Origin of the sequence: Pseudomonas sp. RtIB026, from assembly GCF_016861355.2 — a bacterium.
Lineage (GTDB): Bacteria > Pseudomonadota > Gammaproteobacteria > Pseudomonadales > Pseudomonadaceae > Aquipseudomonas > Aquipseudomonas peradeniyensis.
In genome coordinates this window covers 3,318,573-3,330,537 of the sequence record NZ_AP023348.2, presented here as the reverse complement: position 1 = coordinate 3,330,537, position 11,965 = coordinate 3,318,573, and the positions used below count along the sequence as shown (strand labels likewise).

Genomic DNA, 11,965 nt, shown 5'->3' with positions numbered 1-11,965 from the left:
CAGCAACATTCAACATTAGCGTTAACAGCGACTAAGTGAATGCCCTAAAAGGCAGCGTCACTGCAGAATCAGCAACGCTGGATGGCACATCCGCTGTATAGAGCAAACTCGAATTGTAGTCCCCCGACAGCACATGGTTGATAAAAAAACCTGCCCCCCCAATGACGCGATAGCTGTGCATCACACCTGACGGGATAAAGACACTGGTCGGACTGTTGACTGTAAAAATTTCTTCCCCCAATGACACCTCGACTGAAAGGCCGCTGAGGTTTTCACCGCCCCCGATGAAAAGAAAAATGCTGTCAACACAATGGCGGTGTCGATCAACATGCCCAGGTCCATATTCCATCAGCTCCGGGATTTTCCGGACGATACAATATTGGCGCGCATCGCTAACGACACGCTCGTCGAGCAGAAGGTAACGCTCCCCCGGCCCATGTCGATGGTGTCTGAGTTCAGTTGACGAGACAACCTTCGGCGCGTTGAGTAGCTCATTCAGTGATACAGGAAGGATACTCGGCTCAATGGAGCTCTCACGCCCGAGCAACGCAGGGTTGATCCATGAATAGGCACGCTCATCGTGCTGGACAGCATCGCGGTGCAGCTTGGCAACATGCGTGAACGCATTACGACCAACAACGGGCCGCCATCTATCGACCATAAGACGCGAATGTGCCTGTACAAGCAGGCTCGTATGCTGCATTAGGGTGCCACTCGGCATTGCCCTCCACTCCAGCGCATGGAGGTTCGCCATCAGAGACAGGGTATCGGTGATGCCACAACGTTCTCCTATACCATTAATTGAACTTGATACCCAGCGAGCGCCCGCGCGAATGGCACTCAGCGCATTAGCGGTTGCCATACCACGATCATCGTGGAAGTGGACCTCTAATTCAGGGTAAGCCAATCGCCTGCACAGTTGGCCAACCACGTCCTCTACTTCCCACGGACAAAGCAGTCCCACAGTATCAGCAAAGCAAATCCGGTCAGCACCTGCCTCAAGTGCCAATTGGTATGCGTCGACCAGATCATCCACATTTGTTCGACTTGCATCCTCTACGGTGAAACGAACGCGCAAACCAAGCTGTTTAGCAAAGGCGATGCTCTCTTTGATCGTGCCAATCAAAGTATTAGTCGACTTGAATCGGCTAGCACGCGAAATTTCATTGATGCCAAAAAAAATTCCAACCCATTTCGCACCGGTCGCTTTAACGCACACGATGTCATCAAGCTTTGCTCGGGCGTGGGCAAGTACCGGCACGGTCCCACATGCTGCGACAACGGCGACGACTCTCCTTGCCTCCTCCTCGCCGACCCGTGGGTGTCCACACTCCACCATGTCCACCCCAAGTCTTACTAATGACCGGGCAATTTCTGCGCTTTCATCTGGACCGAAGCGAACTCCCGGCGCCTGCATACCTTCCCGCAATGTTGTATCAATGATGTGCGGGTAGCATTCCCTGCCATGCATTGTCATTGGCCTCAGTACGGTTTATGGCAAATTAACGTCCACACGCGGTGCAGCAGTTGCATAGGCTGCTCTGAAAAGCGCATTTTCAGCATCTTTGCGAGGGCATCGTCAAAGTCGCTTACCTCTTCGGCGGGCAGGCTCGCCGCAACGCCTGCACTCGCCCGAATTCGACCGCGCCATCGCTCGTGGGTGTATTCAACCTTGGTGTCAAAACTTTGGGTTCTAATTTCTTCAAAACCCGCCAAGGTAAGATCTTCACACCATTGAGGGTACATCCCTGTAGTCCCAGCCATCGCCCAACGCGGATTGTACTGGAGTATCAGTTTTTCGGTTTCCGCAACGACCGTATTCTTGATCGGAAGCCAGTCAAAGTGGGAGATGACAAGCATGCCGCCCTCGTGTAAAACGCGAAATGCCTCAGCTGCAGCACGCGCACGATCAAACCAGTGCCAGCACTGGCCTGCGGTGACGACATCAAACGACCCCGATTCATAAGGCAGTTGCTCGGCCGGCACTTGCATGTAATCAATGAACACTCCATTTTCGCGGTCAATATGCTTGGCTTGTTCTATCAATGGTAATGCGATGTCTATCGCGCAGACACTCGCACCTTGCAGAGCAAATCCTCGAGCCAGTGTGCCAGTACCTGTACCAAGGTCGAGAATCCTTTGCCCCCTGAGCCCTACGCCGCAGCGATTTAAACTCCAGAAAAACTCTGAAGGAAAACCTGAGCGGTGCTTGCGGTAGTCAAAGGCCGTCTTGCCAAAATCCACTGACATAAGGTCACTCCACTCATCACAAGAACTCAACAAAAACCACTTGTCAGATGGCGCATGCTCAGCCCCCTCGACAACAAATTCAAAGGCTGCCCATCATCAATATAGACTACACATCCACAGCCGTACCCGGCCTGTGCCAGGCTGCTTAAACTGATACGCTACTGAGTCACAAGACACTGATAGCGTTGAAATTTACCTTTTTTGGTATCGACGATGCAAAATCTGACCAAAATATTAAGAGGTGTTCCAACGCGCTGCTCTACCCACAACCGCATAGCCTGCGCATCAATTACTGCCCCGTCCGCCACTTCAACATCCAACTGCCAGCAGTCAATGCTTTTCTGGGTCAATTGAAATTCAAGAATAGGAAATGCCGTAAACAGCGCATGAAATCTTGCTGCAGAAATTGGCCTACCCTCTACACTACGAAAAGGCCTTAATTCACGACCTGCCAGCTCCAGGATATGAACAGCATCACCTGAATCGCACTGCGCATTATTGAGCCCAAGGCGCGCCAAATCACCCGTAGCATAACGAATCAGTGGTAGCGCCCTATTCCGCAACGACGTGATAACAAGTTGGCCAATCTCACCAGGCGCCACCGGAACACCGTCGGAATCAAGAACCTCAACTAGTACATCTTGATCCACCTTCAAACCGCACCCACAACTGCAACTAACCGCCATGAGCCCGACCTCTGTCAAACCATAGGCTTCAACGATAGGAACGCCAAGCAGAGCTCGGTAGTGCAGTCTCTGTGCAGACGTAAAATTTGCCCCACTCACCAAGACTGCCGCGCCAGGGAGACCACTGAAACCGAAACCGTCCAAAGCTGCCAAAGCACTTAACAGGCTTGGCTTAGTCGTTATAAGCTTTGGTCGAACTATGTCGATGATTCCCCACAATTTTTCAATATCGGCTTGAACAAGCTCATTTATGCAAATCTGGATAACAGCGCCTCCCCAGGGATTCGGCCACATTACGTCTTCGCAGTCTGGATTATCGGTCAGCGCTAATATCACGCACTCTGGCTCTGCACTCAAACCTATAGCCTCAAGTGCACGCAGCGGCCTTAAAAACAAATTATCAAACTGAAAATCAGCCGTCTGCACGACAGATGTGGGAGGCCCCGTTGTCCCAGAGGTCATCTTAACCCAAAGTGGCTCAGATATAACCGCTCTATTAATCCATTGTTCAAGACGCAGTCTTAGGTCGTCCTTGGTGGTAACCGGAGCCGTCTCAGCCCCATGCGGTGGCATGTTGTTAAAAAAAAATGCGTTGCGATCGGCTAGTAATTCGTCAATATAGCGCCATGACCAACACCTTTTACTCCGGTGCAGCTGCGCATAATGATGCTCTAGTAAACCTACAGCAAACAGCCAGGACTCAATCGCAACATCAACCTTAACCCTCGGAAACAATCTAAGGCACTGCTGTAATAACTGACCTGTACTCACAGCGCCCCCATTAGTTCTCAGCGTAAACAGAAAACACGCTCACCACTAAAAGTCACACTGACACTGAAGACCTACCGAGCCGCACCCCTAGCTTTAGATCCCCGGCGCTCAGCGCTCCAATTTTCTCAACGCCTGCAGCGTCTTCGACGTTGCTTAACACTGCCTCCAAGCCAAGCGCTTTAAATACTTTAGCGACATCCGCTTCACTGACGCCCGCCTTCTGAGAGAATTCACTTACCAGCTTATTGCTAATTTTATCGTTCATCTCACTCTCCTATAACAAAACATTTTAGTTGACGCCTAGACCTCCAAGGCGCCCCTATCGGTTTAGCTGTGCAGCTTTACCCTGTCAAGCAAAACTCACCAATCATTAAGAGCAACACCCAAAGATATAATCAACAAGAAGACACACAGCCTTTACAGCCGCAAACACATCCCTCTCTTTTTCTACACCGCACCCGGTAAACTTCTAGCTCGCCCCACCAACACAATAAAATATATATAAGCCTCACAGGCTCCATCTATTCAGGAACGCTCCGAACATGTCACTCAGCGCTCTGCAATAAATGGTGTCTTGACTCACCGGGGTCAGCGCCTCAGGTTCCAATGAAAGTCGAGAGAAGAACTCAACTCCGTCGCTCTCTCGCTGCGCGCCCCCTGCGCAGCTGTGTCCGAGTATGGTCGGCACCGCTTCTACAGATTCGACGGCGCGAACAGCATGGTCAGCTGCGCCGCGCTCCTGGCCAAGCCTTGGCCGTACTGGCGCTTGCACTCCCGCTCGGAAAAGCTCATCTGACTCATGGCCAAGGTTTGTTGGGGGGGGTAAACGTAGGGCCATTTCAGCACAGATCAGATGGCCTTTGCTGAAATGGCCGGCGGCACGCAGGAGGCGCCAGACTCAGAAATCGCGCTTGTAGAAGATATCCAGCGAGCTGGCCAGGCCGCTGGCGGCCTCGAGGTAGACTTTCTTACTGAGCTTGTAGCGCAAGGCGATGGTGTTGGCCGGCTCGAACACACCGACGCCATAGCGCAGGCTAAGCCGCTCGGTGAGATTGCCGCTGGCCACCACGCTGGTCTTGTTGCCCGTGCCCTGGGTGTCGAGCTGGAAGTCGTCGATGCCCAGGTTCGAGGCCAGGCCGCCGGTCAGGCCGGCGCTGCCCATCAGGCCCAGGCCCAGCGCCGCCTCGGCAAGCATGTTGTTGTCCTCGCCGGAGCTGTTCAGCGGCCGGCCCAGCACCAGGTAGGACAATGCCTGCTCCTGGCTCATCGCCGGCTCCGAGAACACCTTGGTGGTCGGCTGTTCGGCGCTGCCGCTCAGGCGGATGCCGGCAATCACGTCATCGACCTTGCGGATGGCCTCGATATCCAGGTACGGCTGGTCGATGGGCCCGGCGAACAACAGGCGCGCGCGGCGGATGGTCAGGTTCTGCCCATACTGCCGATAGCGCCCGTCGGCCAGGCTCAGTTCGCCGCGGGTATCGAGGTTGTCGCCGATATGCACATGCCCCAGCAGGTTGGCGGTAAGGCCGAAGCCCTTGAACGACAGTTTCTCGCTGCCGACCTCGACATCGATGTCCATGGCCACCGCCATCGGCGGCTTGCCCTGCTCGGTCTGGTGGCCGACGATCACCGTGTCGTCGGAGACCTTGACCGTCGACGGCGGCAACTCGCGCACGGTGATCTTGCCCTTGGGCACCAGCACCTTGCCGGTCACCGCCAGGCGGTCGTCCAGCAGGCGGATGGTCAGGTCGGGCGCCACTTCCAGCGCCGCGTACGGTTCGATGCTGACCGGCAGTTGCTGGCCCTGCAGGCGCAGGTCCATGCCCAGCGCCTGCCCCCAGGTCAGGTGACCGGCCAGTTGCCCACGGCCGGCGGCGCCGCTGCGCCAGTTGCCGTTCAACTGCACCTGCTCGCCGGCGATCAGTGCCTGCAGCGACAGGTCCTCGAGGCTGACCGGCAGTTCCGCGCCGCTGACTTCGCCGCCGCTCAAGGCCAGGTTGCCATTGACCTGGGGCGCCAGCAGGCTGCCCGACAGGCGCCCGCTGCCATTGAGCTGGCCGGCCAGGCGCTCGACCATCGGCAGGAACGGGCGGATGACCGACAGATCGAGCCCGGCCAGGCGGAAGTCGCCGGAAAGCGGCTTGTTGCGGCCCAGCGGGTCGATGCGGGCATTCAGGTTCAGCTCGCCCAGGCGCTCGCCACGGAAATCCACGCGGGTGTCGACCCGGCGTGGCGCCAGGGTGCTGTCCAGGCGCAACACCTGGTAGGGGAAGTCGATCCAGCGGTCCTTGTCGCGCACCCGCAGGGTACCGCCGCCGGCATCGATGCGAATGCTGCCCTTGGGGCCACTGGACGGGATGTCGAGGTTGATGTCGGCGTTGAGCAGGCCGTGCCAGGCGAAGTCCTTGGGCAGCCACTGCGCCAGGCTGTCCAGCGGGAACTGCTTGAGGTGGTAGCGCAGGCGCGGCTCCGGCGCCAGGCGCTGGTCCTCGCCGCACAGGCTGGCCTGGCCGGAGCGCCAGCAGTGGGCACCGAAGTCGAGCTGGCCGCTGGCCAGGCGTTGCAGGCGCGCCGGTGCCTGCAACTGCCAATCCTGGCCGCCGGCCTGGATGCGCCCGTTGGCCAGGCGGCCACGCCAGTCGCCCTTGCTCAAGGCGCCATCCAGCGCCAGGTCGAGCTTGAGTTGCGGGCCGTCGAGGGCCAGCGTCGCGGCCTGCTGGCGGATATCGCCCTTGCCTTGCACATCGAGGCTGCCCAGGGCGGTGTCCCCCAGGCGGATCCCGCCGGCCTTGAGCGTCAGCTGGCCGCGCTGGGCGCTGTCCAGTCGCGCGTCGAGGTCCAGGCGCTGCACGCGGTTGTCGGCCTGGCCCAGTTGCTGGCCCTGCAGGGCCAGGGTGCCCTGGGGCGCGGCCAGGGTACCGGCCAGGTCCAGGCGGCCCTTGGCCTGCCCTTGCAGTTGCGGCCAGAGCTGGCCCAGGCGCGGCAGGTCGAGGTCGATACGCCCGGCCAGGCGCTGCTGCAGGCTGGCGCTGCCGCTGATGCGGTTGTCACCCAGTTGCACCGCCAGGCTGCCCAGGGTCCAGCGCTCGCCAGCGCCCTCGGCGTCGACCTTGACCAGCGCCGACTGGCCGCGCAGGCGACCCTTGAGGTCCAGCTGCGCCTTGAGCGCCAACTGCTCGTGCTTGAGCTCGCCCTGGCTGCGCAGCGGCCCGGCCAGGGTGCCCGGCAGCTCCGCCAGCCAATAGGCCGGGTCCAGCGCCGACAATTGCAGGTCGACATCCCAGGCCAGGGTGTCGGCAAAACGCAAGGCGACACTGCCCGCGGCCTTGCCCTGCCCCGCGCTGAGCAGCAGCTGTGGCAGGCGTACCTGGCCCAGGTCGCCCTCGAACGGGCTGGCCAGGCTGAAAGCGCCCGCCGGGCCGTCCAGGTCGCCGTTGAACGCGCCCTTGTAGTTGCCGTCGCGGTACTGCACCTGGGCGTTGAAGCGCTTGAGGGTGACCTGGGGCGCCTGCTCCAGCGGATACAGGCGCAACCAGGGGAAGTCCAGCCAGTCGAGGCTGGCGTCGGCGCTCAGGCCCTGCTGCCAGTCGGCGCTGGCCTGCAGCTTGAGCCGCTGCGTGTCGCTGGCGTTGAGGTCCAGCGCATCGACCCGGGCGCCCTTGGCGTCCACCTTGCCGGCCAGCACCAGGCCCACCGGCCCTTGCTCGGCGGGCAAGGTGGCCGAACCTGAGAGTTGGTAACCGTTGAGCAGGTCGCCCTGGGCATCGAGCTTGAGCTGGTTCAACTGCAGGGTGTCGGGCAACTCGCCGGCGGGCTTGAAGGCCTCCGAGCGGATGCTCAGGCGGGCCGGCAGGTGCTCGGCCAGGGCCTGCAATTCACCGTTCAACCGGGCATCCAGGTAACCGCTGCTGGTGGCCTCGATGACGAGGGTCTGCTGCAGCTCGCCCTTGGCGTTCAATGCCAACTGCCACGGCTTGCCATCCACTGTCGGCAGTTGCAGCGTGCCCTGCAGCTGCAGCGGCCAGTCACCCTGGGGCGTCAGGTCGCCTTGGACATCCAGGTGCAGATCGTCTCGGCGCAGTCGCAGGCTGTCCACCCGCAGCCCGCTGGCGGTCCAGTGCGCGGCCAGGCTCAGGTCGCCCAGCAGTTCGCTGCCATCCAGGCGCAACTGGCCCACCTTGACCTCGCCCAGTTCGATGGCCAGCGGCAGGTTCAGTGCCGGCAATTGCAGCGGGCCGCTGTTGGGGTTGTCCTCTCCCGGCGCGAAGGCCATGTCGATGCGCTCGGCCTGCAGGCGCTCGACGCACAGGGTGGCACGCAGCAGACAGGCCGGCGACCAGGCCAATTGTGGCGTCAGCAGCTCGACCCGATCGTCGCCGGCGGACCAGCGCAGCAGGCTGGCCTGCCAGCTGCCGCCAAGGCGCCCGGTAAAATCGCTGACCTCGAGCCCCGGCACCCGCGCCAGCGCCCAGCGGCTGCCCGCCTGGGTGCCGAGCACCAGCCCCAGCGCCAGGACGATCAGCACCAGCAGGCCCGCCAGCACCAGCAGGATCGGTTTGAACACACGCATCACAGCTCGGGCCCCATGGAGAAGTGCAAGCGAAAACCACCGTCATCATCCAGCGCGCGGGCCAGGTCAAGGCGCAGCGGCCCGACCGGCGACACCCAGCGCACACCGATGCCGACACCGGTCTTGAGGCTGGGGAGCTCCAGCGAATTGAACGAGTTGCCCTGGTCGACGAAGGTCGCCAGGCGCCATTTTTCCGCGATCGAGTACTGGTACTCGGCGCTGCCGGCCACCAGGTAGCGGCCGCCGATGCGGTCGCCCTGGTTGTTCTTTGGCGACAGCGACTGGTAGTCGTAGCCGCGCACGCTCTGGTCGCCACCGGCGAAGAAGCGCAGCGACGGCGGGATGTTCTGCTGGTAGCCGTTGGTGGCGCTGCCGCCGAACTGCACGCGACCGAGGAAGCGATGGTTCTGGCCCAGGGTGGTCAGGCCCTTGAGCAGCACGTTGCCGTGGATCAGGTTGGTGTCCGAGCCCAGGCCTTCCTTGGCCGCCTGCAGGTCGAACTGCAGGCGGTAGCCGTTATGCGGGTCGATGCGGTTGTCGCTGCGCAGGTACGAAAAGCTGACGCCCGGCATCAGCAGGTTGCTCAGCCCCGAGTCGTCACCCAGCCGATATTCCTCGCGCTGGTACTTGAGCGAGATCACCCGTTGCCAGCCGCTGGGCAGCTTGCTGTGCCACTCGGGGCCAACGGTGAGCAGCTTGCTCAGGGTGTCGGTGCCGGAGATCTCCTCGTTCTGGTAGCCGCCAGCGAAGCGCAGCTTGTCGGTGAGCGGCGGGTCCAGCGGGATGTCGTACCACAGCCCGACGTTCTGCCGGGGCGCCGACAGCTCGGTTTCCCAACCATAGCTGTGCCCTTGCGGGTTGACCCAGTGGCGGGTCCAGTTGGCCTTGCCGCGCGGCCCGACGTCGGTGGAAAAGCCCAGGCCCAGGCCCAGGGTGCGCGGCTTGCGGGTATCGAGGCGCACATCCACCGGGATGTCCTCGCCCACCGCGGCGGTGGGTGCGGCGTCCACCCGCACGCTGTCGAAGTAGCCGCTCGATTGCAGGTCGTTGTTGAGTTCGGCGATCAGTTCAGAGTCGTAGGGGGTGCCGGGCTTGAACGACACCATGCGCTGCAGCAGGTCGTTGTCCAGCGGCGCGTCGCCGCCGAAGGTCACCGCGCCCAGGCGGTAGCGTGGTCCGCTCTGGTAGACCAGCTCGATGTCGGCCACGCCGGCCTGCGGGTCCACCGCCAGGCGCTGGCGCTCGAAACGGCCGGCGAAGAAGCCGTAGCGCGACGCCTGGTTCTGGATCAGCCGCTTGGCATCCTCGTAGGTGCCGTGGTTGAGTTGCTCGCCCGGGCGCAGCGCCTTGCTGTCGGGGATGCGGAAGGCCTTGAGCTCGCTGGCCGGCCCATCGATGCGCACGGTCACGTTGCGCAGGCGCACCGGCTCGCCGGGCTCGACCCGGATGATCAGCTGCGCGGGTTTGTCGTTGTCCCCCGGTGCCTTGACCTCGGTCTCGACCCGCGCCTGGTAGTAGCCCAGGGCCTGGGCCGCCTTGCGCGTCTGCTCCTCAGCGCCCCGGCTGAAGCGCAGCAGGGCTTCTTCGTCGCGATCGCCCAGGCTGCCGATATACCCTTCGATATTGGACTTGAGCGCCTTGTTGGCGGGTTTGACCCGCACCAGCAATTCGCTCTGCGCCCATGCCATGGAGCTGGCGGCCAGCAACAGCAGGCCCCAGCCAAGTCTTCCTGAATACGTCATGCGCGGCATGCTACCAGAGCAAAGGGGTCAAGAGGGCTGTCGGCAAACGCCTGTCACAGGTTCGCCACCCTGGATGAACGGGGATTGGGGTGGAAGAACACCCGCTCCCTGATCGGTCCCACCGCGATCTCGCCGATTTCTTCATAACCCTGGCGTTGGTAGAACGCCAGGTAGTGCGCATTGCCGGTATCCAGCACCACGCCCTCGGTGTTGGCGTCCTCCGCGCACCAGTCGTGCACGGCCTGCAGCAGTTGCTCCCCATAGTGCTGGCCCTGGAACTGCGGGTGCACGCCCAGCAGCGGCAGGACGTGGACATTGTCGCCCGGCAGGCAGCCGGCCAGCGCGGCCTGGTAGTCCAGGTAGCGCCGGGTACAGCGCAGGCCGGTGCCGAGGATCATGCGCAGGCGCCAGGCCCAGCTGTCGGCCACGCCCAGGCGCCGCTGCGGCGGCACGATCAGCGCCAGGCCGACCAGGCGGTCCTCCAGCAGCAGGCCGATCGCCGGCAACTGCAGATAGAAGTGCTGGCGCACCCATTCGCGCACCATCACCCGCAGGCGACGCTCGTAGCCGGGGCGCTGGCCCTCGAACAGCCAGGCGAAGGTCGGCTCGTGGCGATAGGCATGGTAAAGCAGCGAACGCGCCTCACGGGCGTAGCCGGCGTCGAGCAGACAGGTGCGGGCCGGGGCGGCGATGACGTCGGGCATTGCGGGCAGTCCTCCTGGAATGGGCTTACAGTGCCTTGGAGCCAGATTCCGGCGCTGGGTTCACCTCCTCCAGCACGTTAGCAGTGCCCGCCGCGCGGCGCCATGCTGGCCGTGGCCGGCGATGTCGGCTAGCATCCGTGGCTTTTACCAGGATCATCTTTCCATGAAGATCGTCTCGTTCAACATCAATGGCCTGCGCGCCCGTCCGCACCAGCTGGCGGCGCTGATCGACAAACACCAGCCGGACGTGATCGGCCTGCAGGAAACCAAGGTCAGCGACGATCAGTTCCCGTTGGCCGACGTCGAGGCGCTCGGCTACCACGTGCACTACCACGGCCAGAAGGGCCACTACGGGGTCGCCCTGCTCTCGCGCCAGGCGCCGCTGTCGTTGTTCAAAGGCTTTGCCAGCGATGAAGAGGACGCCCAGCGTCGTTTCATCTGGGGCACCTTCGCAGATGCCGACGGCACGCCGATCACCGTGATGAACGGTTACTTCCCCCAGGGGGAGAGCCGCGACCACCCCACCAAGTTCCCGGCCAAGCAGCGCTTCTACAGCGACCTGCAGGCCCTGCTCGAAGGGCAGTTCAAGAATGACCAGCCCGTCGTGGTGATGGGTGACCTGAACATCTCGCCCCAGGACTGCGACATCGGCATCGGCGCGGACAACGCCAAGCGCTGGCTGAAGACCGGCAAGTGCAGCTTCCTGCCCGAGGAGCGCGAGTGGATGGAGCGGCTCAAGGGCTGGGGCCTGGTCGACAGCTTCCGTCACCTGCACCCGGAGGTGGCCGACCGCTTCAGCTGGTTCGACTACCGCAGCCGCGGCTTCGAGGACGAGCCCAAGCGCGGCCTGCGCATCGACCTGATCATGGCCTCCCAGGGCTTGCTGCCACGGGTCAAGGCCGCCGGGGTCGACTATGAGCTGCGGGGGATGGAGAAGCCTTCGGACCATGCGCCGATCTGGCTTGAGTTGGGTTGAGTTGAGGCGCTAGCGCTTGACTGTAGCCTTGCAGCGCTCTCGAGATCGAGCGCCGCCCGCGCGGCGCATCGCGGCGCAAGGCCGCTCCTACATCTGTTTCGGGCCAGTCAATCCTGTGCCATTACCTGGTCCGCCTTGTTGGTCCGACGCGGTTCCAGCGTGGGCACCGCTGCCGCTTCACCTGCCTCAAGGCATGCACCAAGGCGGGCGCCGCCTCACTCTCAGGCATAACTGGCCCGAAACAGATGTAGGAGCGGCCTTGCGCC

8 protein-coding genes are annotated in these 11,965 nt (G+C 61.9%); 1 reads left to right on the top strand and 7 read right to left on the bottom strand.

Annotated features, from left to right (window positions below; translation table 11 throughout):
- Positions 1–31: 31 nt before the first annotated feature.
- From PRtIB026_RS14770 to PRtIB026_RS14740, 7 genes are all read right to left on the bottom strand, one after another.
- Positions 32–1,471 carry a LeuA family protein gene (locus tag PRtIB026_RS14770; protein ID WP_203646860.1) on the bottom strand — a complete coding sequence of 480 codons (1,440 nt, stop codon included), beginning with the start codon at positions 1,469–1,471 and terminating at the stop codon, positions 32–34.
- A gap of 11 nt (positions 1,472–1,482) precedes the next feature.
- Positions 1,483–2,250 (bottom strand): class I SAM-dependent methyltransferase, encoded by a 768-nt coding sequence (locus PRtIB026_RS14765; protein WP_267812321.1) that lies wholly within the window; start codon positions 2,248–2,250, stop codon positions 1,483–1,485.
- Between the two features lie 158 nt (positions 2,251–2,408).
- A complete protein-coding gene (locus tag PRtIB026_RS14760) occupies positions 2,409–3,707 on the bottom strand; it encodes a phenylacetate--CoA ligase family protein (RefSeq protein WP_203646861.1) in 1,299 nt (432 codons plus the stop codon).
- Positions 3,708–3,759: 52 nt separating this feature from the next.
- Positions 3,760–3,972, bottom strand: coding sequence for a hypothetical protein (locus tag PRtIB026_RS14755; protein ID WP_203646863.1), 213 nt, complete (start codon positions 3,970–3,972; stop codon positions 3,760–3,762).
- A 633-nt stretch (positions 3,973–4,605) separates the two neighbouring features.
- Positions 4,606–8,280: a translocation/assembly module TamB domain-containing protein gene (locus PRtIB026_RS14750; protein WP_420713578.1), complete on the bottom strand. Its 3,675-nt coding sequence runs from the start codon at positions 8,278–8,280 to the stop codon at positions 4,606–4,608.
- Positions 8,277–10,019, bottom strand: coding sequence for an autotransporter assembly complex protein TamA (locus PRtIB026_RS14745; protein WP_267812314.1), 1,743 nt, complete (start codon positions 10,017–10,019; stop codon positions 8,277–8,279). The genes PRtIB026_RS14750 and PRtIB026_RS14745 overlap by 4 nt, the downstream gene beginning before the upstream one ends.
- A 53-nt stretch (positions 10,020–10,072) precedes the next feature.
- Complete coding sequence (locus PRtIB026_RS14740; RefSeq protein ID WP_203646864.1) at positions 10,073–10,723, bottom strand: GNAT family N-acetyltransferase; 651 nt, start codon at positions 10,721–10,723, stop codon at positions 10,073–10,075.
- A 163-nt stretch (positions 10,724–10,886) separates the two neighbouring features.
- Between PRtIB026_RS14740 and xthA the strand changes: the two genes are divergently transcribed.
- Entirely contained in the window at positions 10,887–11,699 is an 813-nt protein-coding gene (xthA, locus tag PRtIB026_RS14735) for an exodeoxyribonuclease III (RefSeq protein ID WP_232855224.1), read from the top strand.
- The last annotated feature ends 266 nt before the right edge of the window (positions 11,700–11,965 follow it).